Consider the following 24821-nt stretch of genomic DNA (forward strand, 5'->3'; position numbering starts at 1 on the left):
CCGGCCGGGGCCGGTGTCCAGTGTGGACCATCGGTCCTTGCAGGTGGTAGATCTTTCTAGAAAAGCGTTCTAGAAATGTTGGGTTCCGCTAAGGGGTCTACGCTGGTGGGCACCATGAGCCCCAAGCAACAGCGCGGCGCGGAAACCGCCGAGCGCCTCCTGGATGCCGCCCTCCAGGTGTATGCCGAGTCGGGGGAGCAGGGCGTCACCGTCAGCGCCCTCACCAAGGCCAGCGGTGTCAGCCTCGGCAGCCTCTATCACCACTTCGGCAGCGTCGACGGCCTCATGAGCGCGCTGTTGCTGCGCTGGCTCGGGCGCCTTCTCGGGGAGCTTGCCGGGGGCGTGGAGCGTTCCCGTACGGCTCGTGGTGGGGTGCGCGCGCTCGTACGTACGTATCTGGCGTTCATTCAGGAGCATCCGGACGCCTCCCGGCTCCTGCACTCCTCCTACGCCGACCGGGTCGGCATGGCGCAGGCGCGGCAGCTCCGCGACGCGCAGGAGGCCAGGCTGTCGCCGATGACCGACTGGGTGCGCCGGCACGCCGAGTCCGGGGAGATCGCCCCCTTGGCCGTGCCCATGGTCGAGGCGCTGGTCATGGGGCCGATCGTCGCGACCGCGCGCCGCTGGCTCTCCGGCATGGACGATGCCGACCTCGATCAGGCGGCGCGTGTCCTGCCGGAGAGGATCTGGCGGTCGATCAGTCCTTGAGCGGTCGCGATCACTCCTTGAGTGGTCGGTCACGTCTTGGGGGCTTGGTGCGCGGTTATGGCGTGCTCCGGGCGGGGAGCGTTTTGACCATGGTTGAAACGGTCGAAGTGGTCGAGACAGCTGAGGAAGTGGCCGCACGGCACGGGCTGGAGCCCCTGCCGGTGGAGGGCGGACTGTTCCGGCGGACCTGGGCGGGCCCGCCGGACGCCGACGGCCGGCCGGCGGGCTCGGCGATCGTCGTGCTGCTGACCGACGCCCCCGGGGACTTCTCCGCCCTGCACCGGCTGCCCATCGACGAGGTCTGGCACTTCTACGAGGGCGACCCCCTGGAACTGCTGCTCCTCGCTCCCGACGGCACGGACCGCCTCGCTGTGCTGGGGCGCGGCGGGAGTGTCCAGCTCGTCGTCCCTGCGGGGACGTGGATGGGGGCGCGGGTCGCAGCGGGTGGCGGAGAGGGGGATGGGGAGCGACGGTACGGGCGGCAGCGCGGGCGGCGGTATGGGTGGCGGTATGGGTGGTCGTTGTTCGGGACGACTATGGCACCCGGTTTTCTGGCCCGGGATTACGAGGGCGGGGAGCCGGACGAGTTGGCCGCGCGGTATCCCCGGCGGGCGGAACTCATCCGGGAGCTGTGCAGGGCAGGGGAGCCGGTGCGGATGCGGGAGGAGGGTGGGGCGGATGTGCGAGGAGGTGGGGCGGGTGCGTGAGGAGGGAGAGGTGGACGTACGAGGAGGTGGGGCGGGTGCGTGAGGAGGTGGGGCGGGTGCCGGTGCGTGAGGGGGTGGGGCGGGTGCGGGTGCGTGAGGAGTTGCTGCGGGATCATTCGTTGCCCCAGTTGCCTGGCCGTGTCGCCTTGGTGACCGGTGCGAGCGGCGGTGTCGGTGCCGGGATCGCCCGGCGGTTCGCGCAGGCCGGGGCGGCGGTCGTCGTGCACTTTCGGCGTGGTGAGGCGCGGGCCCGGGAGCTGGTGGAGCGGATCGAGGGAGCGGGCGGGGAGGCGACCGCGCTGTCGGCTGATCTGACCCGCGAGGAGGAGTGCCACCGCCTCGTCGAGGCCGCGTACGCCTGGAAGGGGCGCCTGGACGCGCTGGTCAACAACGCCGGGGTCCAGCCCCTGCAGAGTCTCGCGGACATGACGGCCGCGGACTGGCGGCAACTCTCCGAGGCGAACGTGACGAGCGCGTTCTGCTGCACGCAGGCCGCGGCGGGCCTCATGGCCCGGCAGGATGGCGGCGGCACGGTCACGCAGATCGCGTCCATCGAGGGCACGCGCCCCGCCCCCGGCCACGCGCACTACAGCGCCTCGAAGGCCGCCCTGATCATGTTCGCCCGCTCGGCCGCCCTGGAGTACGGGCCGCGCGGCATCCGCGTCAACAGCGTCTCCCCCGGCCTCGTCGATCGGCCTGGGCTCGCCGAGGAGTGGCCGGACGGCGTGGAGAGGTGGGGCCGGGCGGCGCCGCTCGGGCGGCTCGGGCGGCCGGAGGACATCGGCAGCGCGTGCGTGTTCCTCGCCTCGGACGCGGCGTCCTGGATCACTGGGGTGGATTTGGTGGTGGATGGTGGGGTGGGGGTGCGGCCTGGTTGGTAGGTGGTCTGGTTGGGGGTTGGTGGTTGGTGGTCGGTTGTGGGTGCCGGTGCCGGTGCCGGTGCCGGTGCCGTTTCGGTTTTGGGTTCGGGGCGGCTGCGGCTCCGGGGGCATCGGTGGTCAGGCAGTCAACGGGCCGGCTTGGCAGGTGGCTTGCCCTCTAGTGTCCGGGCTCCGGCGTCCCTCGGCCATGTGATCAGAGGCGGGTCCCAGGGAGGCGGTCCAGCCAGGCTCGGGCCGCCGTGTTGAACTCGGCGGGGCGCTCCAGGTTCGGCAGGTGCGCGGACGACTCGATGACGCACAGCGTGGAGTCCGGGAGGGCGGCGTGCATGGCCTCCGCGTCCGCGACCGGGGTGTACGTGTCGTCGCGGCCCACGACGACGAGGGACGGTATGGCGGCGCGGGTCAACAGGTCTCGGTAGTCGGGGCGTTCGGCCCGCCCGCGCAGGGCCGCGGCGGCTGCCTCGGGCGGGGCGGCGAGCATCATGCGGTGGACGTACGCGGACGCCTCCCTGTTGTACGGGGCCACCATTTTGTCCCGCACCTCGTTCGCGTACCCCTTCATGCCCTCGGTGAGGAGTCGGTCCGCCATGGCGTTGCGGCCGACCTTGCCCTCCGGGGTCTCGGCGGCGGGGAACGTGTCCGCGAGAAGCAGGCCCGTGATGCGCCCGGGGAACAGGCGGTAGCACTCCATCACGATCTGCCCGCCCATGGAGAGGCCGCCGAGCGCGAACTCCCTTACGTCCAAGTGGTCCAGGAGTGCGGCGAGGTCCTCGGCGAACGTGGCGAAGTCCGTGGTGCCGGGGACGACGGACGACGCGCCGTAGCCGCGTAGATCGGGCGTGATGACGCGGTGGGTCGCGGCGAACGCCTCGCGCTGTGGGGTCCACATGGAGCGGTCGAAGGGGTGGCCGTGGAGGAGGACGAGAGCGGGGCTGGCGGCGGGTGTTGCGGTGCGTTCGGCTGGGGGGTGGGCCTCGGCCGTGTCGTCGTAGCCGATGGTGATGCCGTTGAGCTGTGCGGTTGCCATGGGGGGAGGCTAGGCCGGGGCAACTGCCCGGTGCAATAAGCTCTTTGCTCTCGGTGCAATGTGTGGGCGGCGGGGCGTGGGCGCGGGTTGAGTGGACAGTTGCGTAGGGGCGGACGGTTGCGAGGGGGCGGCGGGGCGTGGTGCGGCGGAGCGACAGCGACTATCGGAGGCTGGCCGATGAGGTGGCCCGGGAGATCGAGGCGGGGACGCTGCGGGGCGGGGAGCGGCTGCCGACGCAGCGGGCCTTCGCCCGGCGGCGGGGGATCGCCAACTCCACGGCCATCCGGGTCTACGGAGAGCTGGCTCGGCGGGGCCTGGTCGTCGGCGAGGTGGGGCGCGGCACCTTCGTCAGGGCGGCGCCGCCGCATCCGGGCGGGGCGGCGTTGACGGAGGGGGCCGCGCTGCGGGGGGTTGGAGGCGGGCGGGGGCTGCCTGTGGAGGGGCGTGCGCTGTCTGTGGAGGGGCGTGCGCTGCCTTTGGATGGTCGTGGGCTGTCTGTGGAGGAGCGTGAGTCGTCTGTGGTTGTCCCTGTGGCGCCCGGCGGCCTCGGCGTGCCCGACCGGCTCGGCGTGCCCGACCGGCTCGGAGGGCTCGGAGGGCTCGATGGTCCCGGCGTCTCCGGTGGCCTCGGCGTCTCCGGCGCCCCGGGCCGACTCGACGTCTCCGGCGTCTCCGGCGTCTCCGGCCGCCTGGGCCGACTCGACGTCTCCGGCGGCCTCGGCGGCCCGGACGGTCCTGGCGGTCCCGGCGGCCCCGGCCGACTCGACAGTCCCGGCGGCCCCGGCCGACTCGACAGTCCCGGCGGCCCCGGCGGCCCCGGCGGCCCCGACAGTCCCGGCAGCCCCGGCAGACTCGGCGGTCCCGGCCGACTCGGCGGCGAGCCGCTCCCGGTCAACCTGGAGCTGAACTACCCCGTGGTTGAAGGTCAGTCGGCCCTCATGGCGAGGGTCCTCGGACCGCTCTCGCGGGCCGACGTGCTGCTGGAGGCCACCCGGGCCGCCGCGCCGGACGGGACCGCCGAGGCGCGGGAGGCCGTCGCCTCGGTGCTGGCCCGCAGCGGGTGGCGGCCGGAGCCGGAACGGGTGCTCTTCGCCGGGAACGGCCGGCAGGCCATCGCCGCCGCCCTCTCCTCGCTCGTCCGCCCGGGTGGCCGCGTCGGCGTCGAGGAAGTCACGTACCCCCTGGTCAGAGCCATCGCCGAACAGCTCGGCATACGGCTCGTACCGATCGCCATGGACGAGCAGGGCATGCTGCCCGACGCGCTGGCCGACGCCCACCGTCGCGCCTCCCTCGGCGCCGTCTACGTACAGCCGACTCTGCAGAATCCACTGTCGGTCACGGCCGGGGTGGAGCGGCGGGCGGAACTGGCCGATGTGCTTGGGCGGTTGGGCTGCATGGCCGTCGAGGACGGCACGTGGGGGTTCCTCGCGGACGACGCGCCCGCGCCGCTCGCCGCCCTGCTGCCCGAGCGGGTCGTCTTCATCGACAGCCTCTCCAAGCGGCTCGCCCCGGGGCTGACCCTCGGCATGCTCGCCGTACCGCCCGCCCACCGGGACGCCCTCGCGCGCAGCCTGCGGTCCGGGGCCTGGACCGCGGGGGCCTTCAGTCTGGAGGCGGCCGTGCGGTGGGTCGGTGACGGGACCGTGGAGACGTTGGTCACCGCCAAGCGGGCCGACGCGGGGGTGCGGCACGGGATCGTTCGGGAGCTGCGGGAGCGGCTGACGGCGGCGGGGGTCAAGGGGCGTATCCGTACCGATCCCCGCTCCTATTACTGCTGGTGGGAGCTGCCTCCGCCGTGGCGCGCCGAGACCTTCGTCGCCGCGGCGGCCGCGCACGGCATCGCCGTCACGCCGGGCCCGGCCTTCGCCGTCGGCGGCGGTAGCGGTGGCGGTCGCGGCGGCAGCCTTGGCGTTGGCGTTGGCGTCGGTGTCGGCGGGTACGGCGCGGCGGACGCGGTGCGGGTCGGGCTCGCGTCACCGCCGACGGACGTACTCGCGAGGGCGCTGGACACGCTCGCCGCGGTTGTGGCGGAGGGACCGCCGTCGTCCGCCTGCTACCCGGACGTGAGCGGCCCCGCCTCCAGATCCGCTCCTATCCGGATGTGAGCGGTCCAGCCTCCAGCTCTGCTCCTATCCGGATGTGAGCAGCCCCACCTCCAGGTCGGCGACCACACCGTAATGGTCGCTTGCCCATACGCCGTCGACGGGCTTGTCGAAGGCGAGTCCGGCGCCGCGCACGCGGGCGAAGGCGTTCGGGTGGGCGTGCGGTGAGCCCACGAAGATGTAGTCGATCCGGCGGTGGTGGCCGGGCTGGCGGACCAGGCGCTCGATGTCCTCGGTCGCGTGGGGGTTGTCGGCGGTCCAGGTGTGTCCGGGGCCGGAGCCCGCGATCTCCCACGCGTCGTGGTAGTGCGTGCCGCGCCCTGAGAGCGATTGCCTGCCGGTCAGGTACCGGATGCCGGCCGAATCGGGCTCCGCGTTGAAATCACCGGCCATGATCGTGGGCAGGGCGGTGCGGTGGCGGGCGTCCAGGTCGGTCAGGGCGAGGACTTGACGTTCCCGTTGCGCTTCGGCGTCGAGGCGGAAGGAGGTGGTGGGTGCGATGAGCAGCACGTCTTCACGGGCGCTCGGATCGTTGGCCAGGGGCGCCACCGGAACCAGCGCCGCCAGCGTGAGCCACGGGACGTCGGGTGCGTCCGTCCCGCGTTGATCGAGGACTTCTACGATGCGATGCGGCTGCCGCGTCGCGATGGCGGTGCCGCCGTAGCGATCCGCGTGTGGTGGTGCTGTCGCGGTCGTCTGCGACTGGTGCGTGCCGTGCAGCCCGGTTCCGTCGAGCAGCTCCGGCAGTTGGTGCGGCAAGACCTCCTGAAGGGCGACGAGATCCGGTTCGAGACGCCGCAGCTCGGCGTTGATCAGCGCCGTCCGTGCGGTGGCGTCACCGCGGTTGTTCCATATGTTCAGCGTCACGACGCGCAGATTCGTCGCCATCAGGTTCCTCTTTTCACAGGTCTTTCAAAGGTGGTGTCGCCCGGGGGCAGCCGAATGGGGCGGCGGCAGCCGGTCCGACCAGGGTCAGCCGAACTGGCCGGGCCGGTAGTCGCCCGCGGGCTGCTGGGTGATGACGTTCATCCGGTTCAGGGCGTTGATGAGGGCGATGAGCGACACCAACGCGGCGAGCTCCTCCTCGTCGTAGTGCTTGGCCGCGTCCGCCCATGCCTCGTCGGTGACGCCGCCTGCCGCGTCGGCGATGCGGGTGGCCTGCTCGGCGAGCTCCAGGGCGGCCCGCTCGGCCGCGGTGTACACCGTGGCCTCCCGCCAGACCGCGACCAGGTTGATCCGGACCGAGGTCTCCCCGGCCTGCGCGGCGTGCTTGGTGTGCATGTCGACGCAGAAACCGCAGCCGTTGATCTGACTGACGCGGAGCAGCACCAGCTCCCGCGTCGTGGCGGACAGCGGCGAGTCCAGGATCACCTTGCTCGCTGAGACGAGGTGTTTCACGGCCTTGACCGCGATCGGGTTGGCGTGGATGTCGAGACGGGCTTCCATCGTGAACTCCTCTGTGTGCGCGGTGGTTGCGCAGCGTTGCGCTGCGGCTTCGCTGTGGTTGCGCTGTGGTCGCGCCGCAGTCGTGCTGCGGGTGTGTCGCGTTCGGGTGGGTCCCAGCAGTACGACGAGACAGCCCGCCGGAATGTGAGGCGGGCTGCCTCGTCACATTCCGCGAGGCCGTCTCGTCGTACTGGTGAGTGACGACGGCAGACGACGCGGCCAGACGCGGCCCAGGGGAGCGGCGACACCATGAGGACCCAGTCCCAGCCAGAGGACGACCGGCTCGACCCGAGCCTGCGCGCGATCACGAGCGAGCGGCGTCAGCTGATCAATCTCGCGTACCGGCTCCTTGGCTCCCTCGCCGACGCGGAGGACGTCGTGCAGGAGACGTACGCCCGCTGGTACGCCATGTCCCGAGAGCAGCGGGAGGCCATCGAGTCACCCGGCGGCTGGCTGACGAAGGTCGCCAGCCGAGTCTGCCTCGACCTGCTCGGCTCGGCGCGGGCCCGGCGGGAGAGTTACGTGGGCGAATGGATCCCGGAGCCGCTCCCCGACCACACGGAGTGGCTCAGCGGGCGAGGGGGCGGCGGGACGGCGGACCCGGCAGACCGGGTCACTCTCGACGAGTCGGTCCACATGGCGTTCCTCGTCGTGCTCGAATCGATGACCCCGGCCGAGCGCGTCGCGTTCATCCTTCACGACGTCTTCCGTTACTCCTTCGCCGAGGTGGCGGAGATCGTCGGCCGTACGCAAGGGGCGTGCCGACAGCTGGCGTCCTCGGCCCGCCGTCGCGTACGCGCGTCGTCGCGCGCTTCCGTGGCTACGACTTCGGAGGCCCGGCGCGCCGGCCTGGTGAGGGAGTTCAAGCGGGCGTGGGAAGCGAAGGACATCGACGCCCTCATCGGCCTCCTCGACCCCGACGCCATGGGGCTCTCCGACGGAGGGGGCCTGGTCAGTGCCGCGCCGCCCATGGGAGGCAGCGAGCAGATCGCACGCTTCCTGATCGCCGTCACCAGCGGGGCGCCCGACCTGACGATCCTGGAACGGACGGTCAATGGGGAGCCCGGTCTGGTGGTCCAGCAAGGCGGCGTCACCATGTCGGTGATGGCGTTCGACATCGTCGGGGACCGGATCACGAGGTTCTGGGCGGTACGGAATCCGGAGAAGCTTCAGCCTTGGGTGGGGGTCACCGGGGCAGGGAGTGAGGTGGCTGTGGCGCGCTGAGGCAGTCGACTGCAGCAGTCGATGCGGCCAGTCGATGCGGCCAGGCGATGCGGACAGTCGACCGCGGCCAGGCGGAGCCTGAGCGAAGTCCGGGCAGGACAAGAGCCCCGGTCGGTCACCTCCGCCGACCGAGGCTCTCTCTGCCCCCGGACCCGACCGCGGCGGCGACACTCCCCCGAGCTACGCGCATTGCGCGAGTACCGGCGGGCCAGATCCGATGTAGTGATCACATCAGGCGCCGCCAACAGATCGCTAACATATGGCCAACGGTCGGCTGATAAGCGACGGTCGGTACGGGGAGATGGCGTGAGCGAGCGGTGCGAGCTGCGGTCTGGGCCGGGATCGGAACCGGAACCGGGGGCGGAACCGGAACCGGAACCGAGGCCGGGGTCTGGACTTGGCCTTGGGCCTGGGCCTGGGCCTGGGCCTGGGCTTGGTCTGCGGTTCGGGCTGCTCGGGGCGCCGGCGCTGTACGACGGTACGGACGGCGAGCCGCGTCCTGTGCGCGGCGCCAAAGGGCGCGCCCTGCTGGCCGCGCTCCTCCTGGAACCGGACAAGGCCGTCTCGCTCGACGCCCTCAAGGACGCGCTGTGGGGCGACTCCCCGCCCGCGTCCGCGCAGGCCTCCCTCCAGAACCACGTGACGCGGCTGCGGCGCCTCCTCGACGACCCGGAGCGGCTGCACGCGGTGCCGCCGGGGTACCGGTTGCGGGTCCGCGAGGGTGAGTTGGACGTCCGTGTCTTCGAACGCCGGGTGGCCAGGGCGCGGGCGGCGCACGCCGAGCGGGACTGGGCCCGGGTCGTCGACTCCGCGTCGGACGCGCTCGCGCTGTGGCGCGGGCGGCCCCTCGGCGGCCTTCCGGAGCCGCTGGCGGGCCACTCGCTCGTACCGCGCCTGGAAGAGGCTCGGCTGCTCGTCCTGGAATGGCGGTACGACGCCGAACTGGAACTCGGCACCGACCTCGCCGCGCTCGCCCCAGCACTGGCGGCACTGGTCGCCGAACACCCCCTCCGCGAGGCCTTCCACCGCCAGCTGATGCTCGTCCTCCACCGCACGGACCGCCAGGCAGAGGCCCTGGCCACCCACCGCGAACTGCGCCGCAGGCTGATCGAGGAACTGGGCGTGGAGCCGGGGGCGGCGGTACGGGAGGCGCATCAGGAGGTGCTGCGGGGGCGGTTCGCGGGGGCGGGGGTGTCTCTGGATGTGGGGGGCCGTGGAGCCGCTGGTGCGTACGGTGCCGTGGGGGGCACCGGAGGCTCGGGTGCGGCTGAAGCTGTGGGGGTTACCGGAGGCTCGGGTGCGCCCGGCGCCGTAGGGGTAACTGAAAGCTCGGGTGCGCCTGCAGTCGTGCGGGAGCCACTCGGCGTGGAGAAGCGCGAAGGCGCGGGCGCGTCCGGAGTTGCGGGCGCGTCCGGAGTTGCGGGGCAGCCCGATGCGGCGTTGAAGCGCGAGGCTGCGGGGCAATCTGAAACGGGGGAGAAGCGCGAGGCCGCGGGGCGGCCCGATGGTGTGGGGCAGTACGAAGCTGCCAGGCCCGAAGCCCCGTACGAGCCCAACGTCTCGCGCGAGCCCGAAGCCACGGACGAGGCCGGTGCCAGGGACGAGCCCGGTGCCACGGACGACTCCGAAGCCGCGGACGAGCCGAGTGCCACGGACGACTCCGAAGCCGTCAACGAGTCAGGTGCAACGGACGAGCCCGAAGGCAAAGGCACGGACGAGCCGGGTGCTTCGGACGCCTTCGAACCCGTCGAAGAGCCGGGTACTTCGGACGCCTTCGAACCCGTCGAAGAGCCGGGTACCTCGGACGCCTTCGAACCCGTCGAGGAAAGCGAAGCCGTCAAGGAAAGCGAACCCCCCGCACCCGCACGCCTCGGCAAGCCCGCTCCACCGCCCGCCCAACTGCCGCCCGACCCCGCCCATTTCACCGGCCGGGAAGAGACCGTCCGCGCCCTGCGGGGCGCGCTCGACGCGGGGGCGCGTGTCGCTGTCGTCTCCGGGATGGCCGGCGTCGGCAAGAGCGCCCTCGCCGCGCATGTGGCGCACGGGCTGCGGGAGGAGTTTCCGGACGGGCAGCTCTACGTCAATCTGCACGGCGCGACGCCCGGCATGACCCCGCTCACCCCCGGCCAGGCCCTCACCTCGCTCCTGCGCGACCTCAGCGCCGAGCCGTGCCCCAACCCGGAGAGCCACGAAGACCCCGCCTCGGCCGCCGCCTTGCTCCGCTCCCTGCTCGCGCCCACCCGCATGCTCATGGTCCTGGACGACGCCGCGACCGCCGCGCAGGTGCGCCCCCTGCTGCCCGCCGGCCCCGGCTGCGCGGTCATCGTCACCAGTCGGTCCCCGCTGACCACCCTCGACGGCGCGGCCCGTTTCCCACTGGAGCCCCTCTCGGACGGGGACAGCGCCGCGCTCCTGCGTGCCGTCTCGGGACGCGACGGGCTCGACGCCGGGCACCCCCTGGTCGAACTTGCGGGCCGCCTCCCGCTGGCCCTGCGCATCGTCGCCGCCCGCCTCGCCGCGCGCCGCGCCCTCACGCCGGACGCCCTCGCCGAACTCCTCACGGTCAGCGGCGGCCGCCTGCACCACCTGGAGTACGACGATCTGAGCGTGCGCCGCTCCCTCGCCGTCGCCCTCGACGCCCTGCGCACCTCGGAACGCCGGGCCGACCGCGACGCCGCCCTCGCCCTCGCCCGGATCGGCGCGCTCGACCTCCCTACGTACGGAGTCCCGCTCCTCGCCCACCTGTTGGACGTCGACGAACTGCGCGCCGGCGCGGCCCTCGACCGCCTGGTCGACGTCGCCCTCCTCGACGAAACGGCCTACGGTCGCTACGCCCCGCACGACCTCGTACGCGACTTCGCCCGCGAGACGGCAGCCGCCCTCGCCGCGGACCCCGGCCAGGGCATGGACGTCGCAGAAGAGGCCATGTTCTGGTACGCGGAGTCCGCCCGCCGCACCTTGCAGGCGATCCTGCCGGAGGGCCTCGACAAGGCGGACCGCCTGCGCGGCGTGGCCTCCCGCCTGGCACGCCACGGGCAACGCGTGGACAGCGCTCCGGGCGCGCAGGGCACCTCGGTTACGCAGGGCACCCCGGTCGTGCAGGGCACCCCGGTCACACAGGGCACCCCAGTTACGCAGAGCACCTCCGGTACGCAGAGCACCCCAGTTACGCAGGACGCTCCCGCCCCACCCAACACCTCAGGCACACCGAACACCCCCACCCCTCCCCTCACCCTGGAAGCCGCCTTCGCCTGGGGCGACACCGAGCTCGCGAATGTCCTCGCCCTCGCTCTCGCCCTCACCTCCGCCGAGCGATCCACCGGCACCCGCCCCTCCGACCTGCTCCCCGTACTGGTCCGCTGCCTCTTCCCCTACCTCCAACGCCGCGGCCGTCTCCCGGAGGCGGCCGTACTCGGCGCCCTCGCCCTGGACGCCGCCCGCCGCGAAGGCGACAGCGCCGCCGAGGCCCAAGCCCTCACCGACCTCGCCGGCATGCACTTCATGTCCGGCCGGAGCAACGAGTCGCTCGCGCTCAACGACCAGGCCCTCGCGCTCTGGCGCGGCCTCGGCATCGTGTCCTGCGTGCGCCGCGGCCTCAACAACCGCGGTCTCCTCCTCGAAGGCCTCGGCCGTCACGCCGAGTCCGCCGAAGCCCTCCATCAGAGCCTGGCGCTCGCCAAGGAACTCGCCGACCCGCTCAGCGAGGCCATCACCCTCAGCCACCTCGGCAACCTCTACGAACACACGGACGCCCGCGCCGCCATCGACCACCACGAACGCAGCCTCGCGATCGGCGAGGCCATCGGTCACGCCGTCGTCCGCCAGTCCGCCCACTGCAACATCGGCTACGCCCACCTCACCCTCGGCGAACCCGCCGCCGCCCTCGCGCACTTCGAGGAGAGTCTGCGCATCCACGGCGAGTACGAGGACTGGCACGGCGAGTCCCAGGCCCGCCTCGGCCTGGTCCGTGCCCTGCGCGGTCTGACCCGCGCCCGGGACGCGACGCGCGAGTGCGCCGCACTCCTCGACCGCGCCGAACACCGCGGCGATGCCCACATGACAGGCCTGGCCCGCCACCAGCGGGGGCTTCTCCTCCGGGAGGAGGGGCGCGACGAAGAGGCGTACGAGCAATGGAGGCGGGCGCTGAAGGCCCTGGACGGTACCGACAGCAAGGTGGCCGACGAACTGAGGGCCTTGCTTACGGCTGGCTGAGCCCCTTGCCCCCTGCCGTCTGCCTGCTGCTTCCTGCCTCCTGCCTCCTGCCTCCCGTCTACTTCGCGTCGGCGTAACGCTCCACGACGGCGATCGTGAACGGAAAGCGGACCGGCGTCTCCCCGAAGGCGATCCGGCCGGCCAGGTCCCCCGCCGCGCGCACCGCGAGAGCGACGGCCTCCGCCTCCTCGGCAGGGCAGTGCACGATGACCTCGTCGTGCTGGAAGAAGACCAGCTCGGCCCGCATCCCGCCCTCGGACATCGTCCGCCGCAGAGCGGCCAGCATCAGCAGCGCCCAGTCCGCCGCGCTGCCCTGCACCACGAAGTTGCGCGTGAACCGGCCGCGGGCCCGGGCGTTGCTGGAGGCGTACCCAGGAGTGAACTCCCCTTCGGGGGACGGGCGCGGTCCGTCGGACGCCGCAGGCTCCTCCTGGGGAATGCCCGCCTCGTCGTCCTCCCCGGCTCCGGCGGCCGGCGGGCTCGTCCGTCCCAGCCAGGTCCGTACGAGCCGTCCCTCCTCGCCCGCCTTCGCCGCGTCGTCGACGTACGCGACGGCCAGCGGGAAGCGGCGCCGCAGCGCGGCCAGGTTCTTCAGGCCGTCGCCCGACGTCTGCCCGTACACGGCGCCGAGCAGCGCGATCTTCGCGTGGTCGCGGTCGCCGGAGAACGCGCGGTCCGACAGCCGGGTGTAGAGGTCCTCCCCGCTCCCGGCCACCTCCATCAGGCCCCGGTCCCGGGAGATCGCGGCGAGGACCCTCGGCTCCATCTGGTCGGCGTCGGCCACGACGAGCCGCCAGCCCGGGTCGGCGACCACGGCCCTGCGGATCACCTTCGGGATCTGCAGCGCCCCGCCCCCATTGGTCGTCCAGCGGCCGCTGACCGAACCGCCGGGCGTGTACTCGGCCCGGAAGCGTCCGTCGCGGACCCAGTCCTGAAGCCAGCTCCAGCCGTGCGCGGTCCAGATGCGGTACAGCTTCTTGTACTCGATGAGGGGCCGCACCGCCGGGTGGTCGATCTCCTCCAGCTCCCAGCGCCGCGTCGACTTCACCTTGACGCCGGCCTGAGCGAAGGCCTTCACCACGTCGGCGGCCAGATCCGGGCGGACGCGGCGGCCGAACGCGGCGGACACCTCGTCGGCCAGCTCGGCGAGGCGGCGGGGCTCACCGCCGCCCGCGTACCGCTCACCGAGCAGTTCGGTCAGGACCTCGCGGTGGACGTCTGCGCGCCAGGGCAGACCCGAGGCGTTCATCTCGGCGGCCACCAGCATGCCCGCCGACTCGGAGGCCGTGAGCAGGCGCATGCGGCCGGGGTGGGCGGTGGCGTCGTGTCTTCGCTGCTGCTCGGCGTAGACCTCGACGAGCTCTTCCAGCGTGACGGGGGCGCCGCCGGGGCGGGGCTCGAAGAGAGAGTCCTGCGAGCCGGGCTCGGCGGCGCGGGGCGGGGGATCGGGAGGTACGGGAGCGTTGCGGAGCCGGGCCAGGGCGGCGGCCGCGGAGCGGGGCTCTCCGAGGCGGCCCTCGTGACCGAGGAGGAGCAACTCGGCGGCCTCGACGTCGTAACACCGCTCCACGCGGACGCCGGCGGCGAGCAGGCGCGGGTACAGGGCGGGGGTGGACCGCCACACCCACCGCCCTACGTCGCCCCGCTTCCGTACGGCCTCGGCGAGGTCCGGCTCCCGCACGACGCCGCCCGCGGGCAGCGCGTCGCCCCCGAGGGGGACGAGCTCTGCCCCGCCCCCCTCAACTGCGGCGATGGCCCAGCGGTCGGTCATATCGCGAGTGTTGCACCCGCCACTGACATCGGGCGGGACGCCTTGGACGGGGTCAGGGTTGGGACGCCATGGGTGGCGCCACGGGCGGGACGCCTTGGGTGGGGCCACGGCCGGGACGCCTTGGGTGGGGCCGGGGGAGGGGCACCTTGGACGGGGCCAGGGCCGGGACGCCTTGGGTGGGGTCAGGGCCGGGACGCCATGGGTGGCACCACGCCCGGGGCTCCTTGGACGGGGCCACGCCACGGACGAGCACCGGGCGCGGACCGTACCCGAGGCGACCCGTCGGCAGCCTCACGTCCGCCGCGCTCCGGCCGTCGCCGCCCCCGTCGCCACCACCGCGCAAACCGCTACAACCAATCCGACGACATCCCAGGGCACCGCCATCCCCGTCGGCACCGACAGCCGCGCGAGCCCCGCGGACAGGCCCCCGAGGTTGACCGCCGTCACTGCGAGGCCCAGGAGGGCGCCCGCCGCCACCGCCACCAGGGCCTCCCCGGTGACCACCATCCGTACCTGCCGCCCCGTGGCCCCCGCCAGCCGCAGGGACCGCAGCTCCGTGCCCCGCACGGACGCGGCCATCAGCAGCGTGCTCGCCAGGGAGATGCTCGTATAGACGAGGGAGATGCCGAGCAGCATCAGCAGACCGAGCCGCGTCTGCGACTTGGTCCGAGGGTGCGTCGCGGACAGCCACTCCTCGGCTGTCCGCACCTCGCCCCCGCTCACGGCAGCCAGCACGGCAGCGGCACTGTCCGGATCGGCCCCCGCCTTCAAGCGCACGTCGATCCGGTCCACAGGCACCTGGGAACCAACGTCCCCGACCGAGGCGTTGGGAGAAGTGACGTACGCGCCGTTGTCCCCGCTCCCCTGGGCCAGTACCGCCACGATCCGCAGCCGTGCCCGCCGCCCGTCGCCCAGCCAGACGTCGACGTGTTCGCCGACCCGATGCTTCTCCCACTCCTCGTTGACGATGATCGACCGATCGTCCAGGTCGCGTACGTCACCCGCGACCACCGGCAGCCGCGAAGTCGCCGCCAGCGCCGCGGGGTCACGCACGGCACGCGCGTCGGACCGTACGAGCGCGCTGCCCTCCTCACGTACGAAGACAGCGGTGGAGGCGGAGGCGGAGACGGCCGCGGCCCCCGGAATCCTTCGATTCTGCGGGGCACCCAAGTCGGCTCCGGTAACGACCAAGTGGGCGGTCGTACGCTCACGCGCCTCCGCCGCCTTCGCCTCGCTCACGGTCTGCGCCGAGCCGAGCAGGCTGCCCGCGAGGGCGACGGTGACCAGGACGGGGGCCGCGACGGCGGCGGTGCGGCGTACGGAGGCGGTGGAGTTCTCGCGTACGAGGAGACCGATGGCGCCGGGCAGCCGGAAGGCGCGGACGACGGGCCGTACGAGCAGCGGTGCGAGCGCGGCGGCCGCGGTGATCAGGATCATCGGCTGGACCGTGTACGTCTTGCGCTTCATCAGCGAGGACGGGTCCGTGACCAGGGTCCAGGCGAGCAGCCCGACGCCGCAGGCGAGCAGCGCCGCCCCCACGATCCGCCGGCTCCACGGCATGACGCCGCTGTCCACGGACGCGTCGCGCAACGCCTCGGCCGGGGTGACGCGCCCGGCCCGCCGGGACGCGGCCCAGGCGCCCGCGAAGGCGACGAAGAGGCCGGTCCAGAAGGCGAGTTGGAAGGGCCATGTGAGCCAGGCGCCTATCGCATGCGCGACGGTGGAGGCTTCCGATGTGTGTGGTGTGTGTGATGCCTGTAGCGCCTGTGATGCCTCCGCCCCCGGGATCGCGAACCATCGCGGCGCGATCCCCGCCTCCACCAGCGCCTCGCCGAGCAACGGCCCGCCCCACGCCCCGAGCACGCACCCGACGGCGGACGCCGCGACGCCCACCGCGAGCGCCTCGCCGAGCAGTTGTCTGCGCACCTGGCCGGGCGTCGCGCCCGCCATCCGCAGCAGCCCGAACTCCCGCCGCCGCAGCGCCACGACGAAGGCGAACGTCGACGCGGTGACGAACACCGACACGAAGGCGGCCACCCCGCCCGCCGTGCCGAGGAAGGAGTTGACGGCCACCAGCGCCTCGGCGTCGCGCTCCGTGCCGGGGTCGGCCTGGCGGCGGTCGCCGCCGGTGAGGACGCGGGCCCGGCCGTCGACCACGTCGCGCACCTGCCGCGCCGGGGCATCGACGCCGACCGCGTCCCGCTTGTCGCCGTCCAGCCGTACGGGACCGAGCCGCCGAAGGTCGCGCAGCAGTTCGGTATCCACAGGGTGTGGATGAGCGAGCGGCTTCGATACGTGTGCGGTATCCGGTCCGCGCTCGACCGGCACCGTCAGCCGGTCCTGCCCCATGACGACGACGGGCGACTCCGCGAACCGCACGGGCGGACGGTCCGGCGCGGTGAGGCTCGCGTCCAGCCCGAGCCCCATCGCGGCGGTGAGCCCGACGCCGAGGGCGACGGCCACGAAGGCACCGAGCAGACTGCTCCAGCGGGCGCGGAGAGAGGCGAGGAAGATCATCGGGTGGCCGCCTCGTCCGAGTCGGTGCCGGCCGTGGCGACCGTGGTGCCTCGGCGTCGCGCCGTGGTGATCGTGGTGCTCTCCAGTATCGCCATACGTTCAGCCACCGCACCGGCACTCGGCGCCCGCAGCTCGCTCGCCACCCTGCCGTCGACGAGGAAAACCACGCGGTCCGCGTACGAGGCGGCCACCGGGTCGTGCGTGACCATCACGGTCGTCTGCCCTTCCTGGTCCACCAACCCCCGCAGCAGCGCGAGGACCTGTCGGCTGGTTCCCGTGTCGAGCGCCCCGGTCGGCTCGTCGCCGAAGAGGACTGCGGGGCGGCTGACCAGCGCCCGCGCGAGGGCGACGCGCTGCTGCTGGCCGCCCGAGAGCTCGCCGGGCCGATGTCTGGCCCGGTCGGCCAGGCCCACCCGGCCGAGGGCGTCACGGATCTCCGTACGAGAAGGGCGGCGGCCCGCGAGACGCAGCGGGAGCGCGACGTTCTGGGAGGCGCTCAGTGAGGGGATGAGGTTGAAGGCCTGGAAGACGAAACCGATCCGCTCCCTGCGCAACAGCGTGAGCCGGCGCTCGTTCAGCCCCGTCAATTCGGTGCCGCCCACTTCGACTGTTCCCGACGTCGGCCTGTCCAGGCCTGCGGCGCACTGCAGAAGCGTGGACTTCCCGGAGCCGGAGGGGCCCATGACCGCGACGAAGGTCGCGGCGCTCACTTTCAGGTCTACGCCGTCGAGGGCGGCGACGTTGCCGTGGAGGCGGTGGAGGGCGGTGAGGCGTACGGCGGTTTTGGGCGTCTCGGTCATGTGTACAGCCAAGCGGGGGGCGCTTGCGCGGGCACGACCACTGAGGGGTGTCGTGGGGTATGGCTAGCCCTACCTTTTCCGGCGGGGCTTGGCTGGTGAGGCGTCCCTCACTGGCCTGGCGCGGCCTGCCCCGCCCACTTCGCGGCGGATATCTCCCACCCACCCACTCGTTCACCCCGCATCGAGGCGTGGAGGTGGGGCGGGCGTTTACCCCGGGCGGAGGGTGTCGGGCCGGGGTGGGGTGTGACCCCGCGTGGAGGTGTGTGGCTCCACCGCGCGGCACTCACCGCACGGCACCCACTGCACGGCACCCACTGCACGGCACTCACCGCGCGGCACCCACTGCACGGCACCCATGCCACCTCACCCATGCCACCTCACCCACCCCACCTCACCCACCCCACCTCATACCCTGTCCCCATGGATTCGGTGATCGACAAAGCGTTCGCGGCGGCGTTGTACGGCGACGACCACGAGGGCCTGGACACCGGAGCCTCCCTCCTGGCGGCCGCCCCCGAGGCGGACGCGGAGTTGCGTCGGCGCGGCGAGGAGTACCTGCGTAGGGCCTGGCGGCACGGCTGGCAGCCCGCGGATGTCGTACGGCTGGTCCGCCGTGACCTGGGCGAGCCGCACGTACGCCTGACCGCCGCCCTGATCCGAGCCGAAACCAGCGGCTACGCCCACCTGCCGCCCCGCTGGCCGGCCCAGCTGGCCGACCTCGACCCCACCGCAGAACAGGCCGGCGACCGCTTCGGTGACCGCTTCTCGGAAGCCACCACCCACCTGGAGCTCTACCGCCTGCTCCTGCGCCTGCCCCCGATCGAACCGGTCGGCCCACCGCCCGGCGAATCCGTGCCGGGCCCGGTCGAGGGCGAACCCCGCACGCTCACCCGCATCCGCGCCCTGCTCGCCAAGGCGGAGGCGACCGGCTTCCCCGAGGAGGCGGAGGCACTCACCGCGAAGGCGCAGGAGCTGATGGCGCGGTACTCGCTCGACGAGGCGCTGCTCGCCGCCCGTACGCACGCGAAGGACGTCCCCGGGGCGTGCCGCGTCGGCGTGGACGCTCCGTACGAGACGGCGAAGGCGATCCTGCTCGACTCCGTCGCCACCGCGAACCACTGCCGCGCGGTGTGGAACGAGGCGTACGGCTTCTCGACCGTCGTCGGCTTCGAACCCGACCTGGCGGCCGTCGAACTGCTCTACACCTCCCTGCTCGTCCAGGGCACGGCGGCGATGACGAAGGCGGAGGCGGGGCAGCGCGCGGCGGGCCGCAAGCGTACGAAGACGTTCCGGCAGACGTTCCTGCTGGCGTACGCGCACCGCATCGGCGCCCGCCTGGCGGAGGCGGGGGAGCACGCGGTCACGGAGGCGGCGGCGGAGGACGGCTCAGAGGCCTCGCTCCTCCCCGTACTCGCGGCACGCGACGTCTCGGTGACCGACCGCGCCGAGCGGATGTTCCCGGAGACGACCACGACCCGCGTGCGCGGGGCGACGGACGGCGAGGGCTGGACCCACGGCACGGCAGCGGCCGACCGGGCCCACGTCGCGCCTCGGAACCGGGGTCCCGCGCTGCCCTGACGTACGCGTCATGGGCTCACGAGTGAGCGAGTCAACGCCAGCGGCCAGCCGAGCACACGTGGTCCCTGACGGCGGGGTTCGCCGCGACCCTGCTCATCGGCGTGGCCGCCCGCCCCCACCCACGGCGGCCCTCAACACCCCGTGATACCCGCCGCTTCGCGGCGGATGTCCCCCACCCACGCACCCGTTTACCCGGCGACGAACATGGCGACGCAGGAGCAGGGGCAGCCCGCCCCACCGGCCCGCAGCCGCCGGCGAGACCGGAGGGGACGTGGCGGTATGTCCGCCCGGAGCACAGTGATGCAGCATAGGGCGCCGAAGCGGACAGGCGCCCGCGCCAAGATAGCGAGGACGGACATACCGCCGCGGCCCCGCCCCCACCTCCAACGGAAGGCGCCCGGCAGAAACCAACGCGCCACGAAAGCCGCATCCACCGGAGGCCAACGCCGCGCTCACCCCCGGCGTAAGCCGCATCCCCCGGAGGCCAACGCCCCGCCCCCCGGCGTAAGCCGCATCCACCGGAGGCCAACACCCCGCCCCCGGCGTAAGCCGCATCCCCCGGAGGCCAACGCCCCGCCCCCCCGGCGTAAGCCGCAGCCACCGCAAGCCAACACCCCGCCCTGCCCCGGCCGAAACGCACAGCCGCCGGAAAGGACGCCCACCCCCCGACGGAAGACACACAGCCACCGGGGAAACGCCCCCCGCCCCACCCCCGGCAGGAACGGCACATCCGGCCCACACCACCCCCCAACTCACCCCATATGCCCCGTATCATCACAGAGTGACCTGGCTCCGAGCGCTGAAAGAGACAGCCCGCTCAGGCCTGACTGTCGAGCGCAAACGCCTCGAACCCCTGGTAGCCGCCCGCGGCGCCGCAGGCCTGGCCATCATCATCGGCCTCAGCCTCACCCTCTTCGGCCCAGCAGTAGCCGCGAGCTCCGCCTTCGGCGCCTTCCAGGCAGCCATCGCCACGTTCCAACGCAGCTGGCGCCCCCGCCCGGAACTCGCCCTGGCCTCCGGCACGAGCCTCGCCGTCTCCACCTTCCTCGGCTACCTCACCGGCTCCCACCTCCTCCTCTTCCTGGCCCTCCTCTGCCTCTGGACCTTCCTGGCAGGCCTGAGCTGGGCCGCGGGCCCGACCGTCGGCATCATCGCCTCGTCGAACGTGGCGATCATGCTGGTGACGGTCACCATCCCGGGTTCGGTCGCCGCCGCCGCGGGCCACGCGGCCATGATGGTCGTCGGGGGCTGCGTCCAGGCGGCGCTGGTGATCCTCTTCCCGGTACGCAGATGGGGCGCCCACCGGGACGCCCTGGCCGACGCCCTGGCCGCCGAGGCGGACTACGCCCGCAGGCTCCGGCACGACCCCGTGGCCCCCTTCGACCCCGAGCCCCTGATGGCGGCCCGCGACGCGGCGACGATCACCGCGCGCCAGGCCCGCAGCCGCCCCGCGGAACTGCACGGCTCGCGAGGACTGGCCGAACGCATCCGCCCGGTCCTCGCTTCCCTGGCGGACCCGGCGGTGGGCGTCCCGCCGGAGGGCAGAGAACGTGACCGGGTGCGCGAGCTACTCGCCGCGGCGGGCGCGGTCCTGGACGCGGCGGCCCGCGCCATCCGCCACGGAGAGCCGGTGAAGGTCCCCCCGGCGGCCCTGGCCGCGCTCAAGACCCCGGACACGGGAGCGATCCTGACGGGCCCGGCATACCGAGCGGCAACACGCCTCGGCGCGCTTCTGAGGGACGTACTGGAAACAGCAGGCGGCACACAAAACCCCCCACCGCCCGCACACCCCACCACCCACCCGACCAGCGAACCCACCCCCGCCCCCGAAGCCCAGCCCGTCACTCAGCCGGACGGCGAATCCACCACCCAACCCGACGGCCGTCCCGCCCCCCGGCCCCCCGGCAAATCCGCCACCCCGCCCGATGGCGAATCCATCACCCAACCCGGCGGCGAATCCGCCACCCCGCCCGACGGCGAATCCGCCGCCCAACCCGACAGCCGATCCGCCACCCCGCCCATCACCCACCCCGACGCTCACCCCGCCCCCCAACGAGCGACCGAACCCCTCACCCAATCCGACACCCAACCGATCTCCCTGCTCCGCCCCACGCTCCCCGCCCTCGTCCCCACGGCCCTGCGCGCCATGCGGGCGGCCCTGCGGCATGAGTCCCCGGTCGCCCGTCACGCGATCCGCGTCACCGCGGTGGCCGCCGCGGGCTACCTCCTGGGGGCCTGGCTGCCCTTCGGCCACGGATACTGGGCGCCCATGGCCGCGGTCATGGTGATGCGCCCGGACTTCTCCCAGACGTACTCCCGCGCCGTGGCCCGCTTCGGCGGCACCCTCGTCGGCGTCGCGCTCGCCACGGGACTGGTGCAGTTGATCCACCCGCGCATGGGCCTGTCCGCCGCGCTGGCCGTGCTCTGCGCAGGGATGATGTACCTACTGATGCGCACCGGCCAGGTGGCGGCGCAGGCCTGCGTGGCGGCGTACGTCGTGTTCCTGCTCGGCATGGGCGGCCAGCAGTGGACGCAGACCGTCCCGGAACGAGTACTCCTGACGCTGCTCGGCGGCATCCTGGCGATGATCGCGTACGCGGTGTACCCGGCCTGGGAGACCCCGCGCCTGCGCACCCGCCTCGCGGACTGGCTGGTCGCGGACGGCCGTTACGCCGCCGCGGTCGTCGACCACTACGCACATCCGGCGGGCAAGGCCTGCCCCGACGTCCGTGAGGCGCTGCTCGCGGCGCGCGACGCGCGGGTCGCCTGGCAGGAGGCGACGGCCCGCGCCAAGAACGAGCCGGTGCGCCACCGAGGACTGTCCCGCGCCGCGGCCGCCGACGCGGAGGAGGCCCTCGCCCAGCTGGGCCGCGTGGCGATGCTGATGGAGGCGCATCTGCCGGAGCGCGACGTGACGCCCGTCCCGGCGGCGGCCCGCCTGGCCGAGGCGCTGCGCAAGTCGACGGAGCAGGGCGCGAAGGCGGTGCGCGAACGCCGCGTCCCTCAGTGGGACGCGGTCCGCAAGGCCCTGGAGGAGTGGGACGGCGAGGGCGTCCCCGACCGCGTCGTACGCAAGGGAGCGGGCCTGCTCCTGACCACCCTGGAAGAACTCTCGGACGCCCTGAACACATCCCCGCCCCCCATGCTCCTGGACGGCTCACAAACCCCCAACGGCAGCCACGCCGACGGCCGCCACCCCGACCCCCCACCACCCTCACCCCGCTGACCCACCCCCGAGCCAGGAGGGGGGCCACGGGACGCTTCCGAGCCAGGAGGGGGACGGGATGCCCCGAGCCAGGAGGGGGACGGGACGCCCCGAGCCAGGAGGGGGCCACAGGACATCCCGAGCCAGGAGGGGGACAGACAGGCCCCCCGAGCCAAGAGGGCGGATAGGGGCGGGAGCCAGGGGACGGGCGACGGGCGACGGGCGACGGACACGGCCTTACCCCGCCGAAGGCGCCGACGCCCCCGCCAGAGGCGCCACTCCCCTCCGAAGGCGTCACTCCCCGCCGAAGGCGTCAACACCCCCGCCAGAGGCGTCACCCCCCCCCGCCGAAGGCGTCAACACCCCCGCCAGAGGCGTCACCGCCCTCCGAAGGCGTCACCCCCCGAAAACATCACACCCCCGCCAAAACCCCGCCCCCACCTACCAGGACGACTTCCGCACCCCAGGCAGAAACCCCGCATGCGCCAGCTCACGCAACTTCACCCTCGACAGGCCGAACGCCCCCACATACCCGCGCGGACGCCCATCGACACTGTCTCGATTCCGCACCCGCGTGGCACTCGCGTCACGCGGCTGACGTGCCAACTCCCGCTGCGCGGAGGCCCGTTCGGCATCCCCCGTGCCCGGCCCGCGGATGATCTCCTTCAGCTCGGCCCGCCGCACGGCGTACCGCGCGACGATCTCGCGGCGCTTCTCGTTCTTCGCGATCTTGCTCTTCTTCGCCATCGGTCAGACCTTCCCGCCCCGCGCGCGGACCCTCGCGACGGCCGCTTCGACCCCGATGGAGTCCACGGTCCTGATGCCCTTCGTGCTGAGCCGCAGCCGGACGTACCGTCCCTCGCTCGGCAGCCAGTACCGCTTGCTCTGGATGTTGGGGTCGAAGCGGCGGGAGGTCCGCCGGTGGGAGTGGGAGATGTGGTTGCCGAAGCCGGGCTTCGCGCCGGTCAGCTGGCAGTGGGCGGACAAGGTGACGCACCTCTCGGTCGATGGAGGGCCCCCGCTATTGAAAACGGGAGTCGTTTTCATATACTACCCACATGGCCCGCAACGAACTACGCCCCGTCATCAAGCTCCGCTCCACGGCGGGAACCGGCTACACCTACGTGACCCGCAAGAACCGCCGAAACGACCCCGACCGCCTCACGCTGCGCAAGTACGACCCGATGGCCGGACGCCACGTCGACTTCCGAGAGGAGCGCTGACCGCCATGCGCAAGGACATCCACCCCCCGTACGCCCCCGTCGTCTTCCGCGACAAGGCCGCCGGCTTCGCCTTCCTCACCCGATCGACCGCGAGCAGCGAGAAGACGGTCGAGTGGGAGGACGGGCGTACGTACCCGGTCATCGACGTCGAGGTCTCGTCCGCGAGCCACCCCTTCTACACGGGAACGGCACGCGTCATGGACACCGCGGGCCGCGTCGAGCGCTTCGAGCGCCGCTTCGGTAAGCGCTGATGGACCACCGGCACGGCGGGCACACCGCCCGCCCGATGGACACCGTGATCGTCGGCGGCCTCCACGCGGACGCCCGCAGGGCGGCCGTCGACCACCTCCTCGCCACCGTGCCCGGCAGCGTCGCCCTCCACCACGATCTGTCGACCGCCGCCGAGCGGGGCACCGTCGTACGCACCGTGCGCGACACCACCGGTGTGCTCTCCACGGGCGAGACGCCCCTCGTCAACGACTGCGCGTGCTGCGCGCTCCGCGACGACCTCGTGCCCGAGCTGCGACGGCTCGCGGACGCGGGCCTGACCGGGCTCGCGGTCGTCGAGCTGTGGGACTCCGTCGAGCCCAAGGCCATGGCCGAGGTGATCGCCGCGCACGGCGGCGAGGGCATCAGGCTCAGCGGCGTGGTCACGGCGGTCGACCCCGCCCTGCTCCTGCCCTGCCTCGGCAACGGCGACGACCTCATGGAGGCCGGCCTCGCCGCGGCCCCCACCGACCAGCGCACCGTCGCCGACACCTGGGCGCGCCAGCTGGAGTACGCCCCCGTGCTCGCCGTCGTGGACTCCGCCGAGGCCGACGACGAGGACCGCGCGCTGCTCGCCCAGCTCCACCCGACCGCCCGCCAGGTCCTGATCGGCGGCGGCGATCTGGCCGGCGCCGCGCTCAGCGGCTTCGACGTCGAGGCGGCCGCCGCGGCCCAGCATCCGGCCTGCGCGCTGCTCCCGGCCGAGGCCGACGCGAGCGGTGTCTCCACCTTCGTATGGCACCGGGAGCGGCCGTTCCACCCGGAGCGGCTCTACGAGGCGCTGGAGGATCTGACGTGCGCGGCCGCCCGCAGCCGGGGGCGGTTCTGGCTGGCCGACCACCCGGACACGCTGCTCGGCTGGGACGCGGCGGGCGGCGCGCTCTGCGTCGAGAGCGCCGGTCCCTGGCTCGCCTCGCTGCCGGACGCCGCGTGGGAGATGGTCCCGCCGGTGCGCCGCGCGGCCGCCGCCCTCGACTGGCACCCCGAGCACGGCGACTGCTGCAACCACCTGGTGTTCACCTCGCCCGGCCTGGACCGCGACGGCCTCGAACGGCTCTTGGAGTCCTGCCTGCTGACCGACGAGGAGTACGCGGCCGGGCGCGACGCCTGGAAACACCTGCCCCCCGCCTTCGACACCCTTCTGGAGGTCTGA

At 73.1% G+C, this 24821-nt stretch carries 19 protein-coding genes and 1 pseudogene; 12 read left to right on the forward strand and 8 right to left on the reverse strand.

Annotated elements, in window-relative coordinates:
- Positions 1 to 114 precede the first annotated feature (114 nt).
- The 3 genes from ACWDZ7_RS19150 to ACWDZ7_RS19160 all read left to right on the forward strand — a co-directional run bounded on the left by ACWDZ7_RS19150 (position 115) and on the right by ACWDZ7_RS19160 (position 2296).
- Entirely contained in the window at positions 115 to 708 is a 594-nt protein-coding gene (locus tag ACWDZ7_RS19150; protein WP_451798306.1) for a TetR/AcrR family transcriptional regulator, read from the forward strand.
- Between the two features lie 89 nt (positions 709 to 797).
- Entirely contained in the window at positions 798 to 1415 is a 618-nt protein-coding gene (locus ACWDZ7_RS19155; protein ID WP_451798308.1) for a cupin domain-containing protein, read from the forward strand.
- 104 nt (positions 1416 to 1519) lie between these two features.
- A complete protein-coding gene (locus ACWDZ7_RS19160; protein ID WP_451798445.1) occupies positions 1520 to 2296 on the forward strand; it encodes an SDR family NAD(P)-dependent oxidoreductase in 777 nt (258 codons plus the stop codon).
- A gap of 193 nt (positions 2297 to 2489) precedes the next feature.
- On the opposite strand, the gene ACWDZ7_RS19165 is transcribed toward ACWDZ7_RS19160, so the two are convergent.
- Positions 2490 to 3323: an alpha/beta fold hydrolase gene (locus tag ACWDZ7_RS19165; RefSeq protein ID WP_451798310.1), complete on the reverse strand. Its 834-nt coding sequence runs from the start codon at positions 3321 to 3323 to the stop codon at positions 2490 to 2492.
- A gap of 140 nt (positions 3324 to 3463) precedes the next feature.
- Here ACWDZ7_RS19165 and ACWDZ7_RS19170 point away from each other — a divergent pair.
- Positions 3464 to 3721, forward strand: a pseudogene (locus ACWDZ7_RS19170) (GntR family transcriptional regulator); the annotation flags it as partial.
- A 171-nt stretch (positions 3722 to 3892) separates the two neighbouring features.
- Positions 3893 to 5428 (forward strand): aminotransferase-like domain-containing protein, encoded by a 1536-nt coding sequence (locus ACWDZ7_RS19175; RefSeq protein WP_451798447.1) that lies wholly within the window; start codon positions 3893 to 3895, stop codon positions 5426 to 5428.
- A 24-nt stretch (positions 5429 to 5452) separates the two neighbouring features.
- Here the strand turns inward: ACWDZ7_RS19175 and ACWDZ7_RS19180 are convergent, their stop codons facing one another.
- Positions 5453 to 6313 carry an endonuclease/exonuclease/phosphatase family protein gene (locus tag ACWDZ7_RS19180; protein WP_451798312.1) on the reverse strand — a complete coding sequence of 287 codons (861 nt, stop codon included), beginning with the start codon at positions 6311 to 6313 and terminating at the stop codon, positions 5453 to 5455.
- Positions 6314 to 6397: 84 nt separating this feature from the next.
- Positions 6398 to 6871: a carboxymuconolactone decarboxylase family protein gene (locus tag ACWDZ7_RS19185; RefSeq protein ID WP_451798314.1), complete on the reverse strand. Its 474-nt coding sequence runs from the start codon at positions 6869 to 6871 to the stop codon at positions 6398 to 6400.
- A 249-nt stretch (positions 6872 to 7120) separates the two neighbouring features.
- On the opposite strand from ACWDZ7_RS19185, the gene sigJ reads away from it, so the two are divergent.
- Positions 7121 to 8095: an RNA polymerase sigma factor SigJ gene (gene sigJ, locus ACWDZ7_RS19190; RefSeq protein WP_451798316.1), complete on the forward strand. Its 975-nt coding sequence runs from the start codon at positions 7121 to 7123 to the stop codon at positions 8093 to 8095.
- A gap of 468 nt (positions 8096 to 8563) precedes the next feature.
- The gene (locus tag ACWDZ7_RS19195) at positions 8564 to 12307 is read left to right on the forward strand and encodes a BTAD domain-containing putative transcriptional regulator (protein ID WP_451798449.1); all 3744 of its coding nucleotides are present in this window, start codon (positions 8564 to 8566) and stop codon (positions 12305 to 12307) included.
- Between the two features lie 58 nt (positions 12308 to 12365).
- On the opposite strand, the gene ACWDZ7_RS19200 is transcribed toward ACWDZ7_RS19195, so the two are convergent.
- The 3 genes from ACWDZ7_RS19200 to ACWDZ7_RS19210 all read right to left on the reverse strand — a co-directional run bounded on the left by ACWDZ7_RS19200 (position 12366) and on the right by ACWDZ7_RS19210 (position 17395).
- Complete coding sequence (locus ACWDZ7_RS19200; RefSeq protein ID WP_451798318.1) at positions 12366 to 14078, reverse strand: bifunctional 3'-5' exonuclease/DNA polymerase; 1713 nt, start codon at positions 14076 to 14078, stop codon at positions 12366 to 12368.
- Positions 14079 to 14369: 291 nt separating this feature from the next.
- Positions 14370 to 16595: an FtsX-like permease family protein gene (locus ACWDZ7_RS19205; RefSeq protein WP_451798320.1), complete on the reverse strand. Its 2226-nt coding sequence runs from the start codon at positions 16593 to 16595 to the stop codon at positions 14370 to 14372.
- Complete coding sequence (locus tag ACWDZ7_RS19210; protein WP_451798322.1) at positions 16592 to 17395, reverse strand: ABC transporter ATP-binding protein; 804 nt, start codon at positions 17393 to 17395, stop codon at positions 16592 to 16594. Before ACWDZ7_RS19210 ends, ACWDZ7_RS19205 begins: the two co-directional genes overlap by 4 nt.
- Positions 17396 to 17815: 420 nt before the next feature.
- Between ACWDZ7_RS19210 and ACWDZ7_RS19215 the strand changes: the two genes are divergently transcribed.
- Positions 17816 to 18973, forward strand: a complete 1158-nt coding sequence (locus tag ACWDZ7_RS19215) for a DUF2786 domain-containing protein (RefSeq protein WP_451798324.1) — start codon at positions 17816 to 17818, stop codon at positions 18971 to 18973.
- 781 nt (positions 18974 to 19754) lie between these two features.
- A complete protein-coding gene (locus ACWDZ7_RS19220; RefSeq protein ID WP_451798326.1) occupies positions 19755 to 22199 on the forward strand; it encodes an FUSC family protein in 2445 nt (814 codons plus the stop codon).
- A gap of 420 nt (positions 22200 to 22619) precedes the next feature.
- On the opposite strand, the gene rpsN is transcribed toward ACWDZ7_RS19220, so the two are convergent.
- On the reverse strand, positions 22620 to 22925 hold the full coding sequence (rpsN, locus tag ACWDZ7_RS19225; RefSeq protein ID WP_451798328.1) for a 30S ribosomal protein S14: 306 nt from the start codon (positions 22923 to 22925) through the stop codon (positions 22620 to 22622).
- Between the two features lie 3 nt (positions 22926 to 22928).
- A complete protein-coding gene (gene rpmB / locus ACWDZ7_RS19230) occupies positions 22929 to 23165 on the reverse strand; it encodes a 50S ribosomal protein L28 (RefSeq protein WP_451515301.1) in 237 nt (78 codons plus the stop codon).
- A 71-nt stretch (positions 23166 to 23236) separates the two neighbouring features.
- Here rpmB and rpmG point away from each other — a divergent pair, with 71 nt between their 5' ends.
- From rpmG to ACWDZ7_RS19245, 3 genes are read left to right on the forward strand one after another with little or no spacing between them, the layout of a single operon-like run.
- A complete protein-coding gene (rpmG, locus tag ACWDZ7_RS19235; RefSeq protein ID WP_052836384.1) occupies positions 23237 to 23401 on the forward strand; it encodes a 50S ribosomal protein L33 in 165 nt (54 codons plus the stop codon).
- 5 nt (positions 23402 to 23406) lie between these two features.
- On the forward strand, positions 23407 to 23652 hold the full coding sequence (locus tag ACWDZ7_RS19240; protein WP_451798330.1) for a type B 50S ribosomal protein L31: 246 nt from the start codon (positions 23407 to 23409) through the stop codon (positions 23650 to 23652).
- Positions 23652 to 24821 carry a CobW family GTP-binding protein gene (locus tag ACWDZ7_RS19245; RefSeq protein ID WP_451798332.1) on the forward strand — a complete coding sequence of 390 codons (1170 nt, stop codon included), beginning with the start codon at positions 23652 to 23654 and terminating at the stop codon, positions 24819 to 24821. The genes ACWDZ7_RS19240 and ACWDZ7_RS19245 overlap by 1 nt, the downstream gene beginning before the upstream one ends.

Source organism: Streptomyces sp. NPDC003032 (assembly GCF_053591415.1).

Coding starts and splice junctions, on each gene's coding strand:
- ACWDZ7_RS19150 (WP_451798306.1), top strand. CDS start 115: ATGAGCCCCAAGCAACAGCGCGGCGCGGAAACCGCCGAGCGCCTCCTG.
- ACWDZ7_RS19185 (WP_451798314.1), bottom strand. CDS start 6,871: ATGGAAGCCCGTCTCGACATCCACGCCAACCCGATCGCGGTCAAGGCC.
- rpmG (WP_052836384.1), top strand. CDS start 23,237: ATGGCCCGCAACGAACTACGCCCCGTCATCAAGCTCCGCTCCACGGCG.
- ACWDZ7_RS19205 (WP_451798320.1), bottom strand. CDS start 16,595: ATGATCTTCCTCGCCTCTCTCCGCGCCCGCTGGAGCAGTCTGCTCGGT.
- ACWDZ7_RS19210 (WP_451798322.1), bottom strand. CDS start 17,395: ATGACCGAGACGCCCAAAACCGCCGTACGCCTCACCGCCCTCCACCGC.
- ACWDZ7_RS19240 (WP_451798330.1), top strand. CDS start 23,407: ATGCGCAAGGACATCCACCCCCCGTACGCCCCCGTCGTCTTCCGCGAC.
- ACWDZ7_RS19215 (WP_451798324.1), top strand. CDS start 17,816: ATGGATTCGGTGATCGACAAAGCGTTCGCGGCGGCGTTGTACGGCGAC.
- rpsN (WP_451798328.1), bottom strand. CDS start 22,925: ATGGCGAAGAAGAGCAAGATCGCGAAGAACGAGAAGCGCCGCGAGATC.
- ACWDZ7_RS19155 (WP_451798308.1), top strand. CDS start 798: ATGGTTGAAACGGTCGAAGTGGTCGAGACAGCTGAGGAAGTGGCCGCA.
- ACWDZ7_RS19180 (WP_451798312.1), bottom strand. CDS start 6,313: ATGGCGACGAATCTGCGCGTCGTGACGCTGAACATATGGAACAACCGC.
- ACWDZ7_RS19200 (WP_451798318.1), bottom strand. CDS start 14,078: ATGACCGACCGCTGGGCCATCGCCGCAGTTGAGGGGGGCGGGGCAGAG.
- sigJ (WP_451798316.1), top strand. CDS start 7,121: ATGAGGACCCAGTCCCAGCCAGAGGACGACCGGCTCGACCCGAGCCTG.
- ACWDZ7_RS19165 (WP_451798310.1), bottom strand. CDS start 3,323: ATGGCAACCGCACAGCTCAACGGCATCACCATCGGCTACGACGACACG.
- ACWDZ7_RS19245 (WP_451798332.1), top strand. CDS start 23,652: ATGGACCACCGGCACGGCGGGCACACCGCCCGCCCGATGGACACCGTG.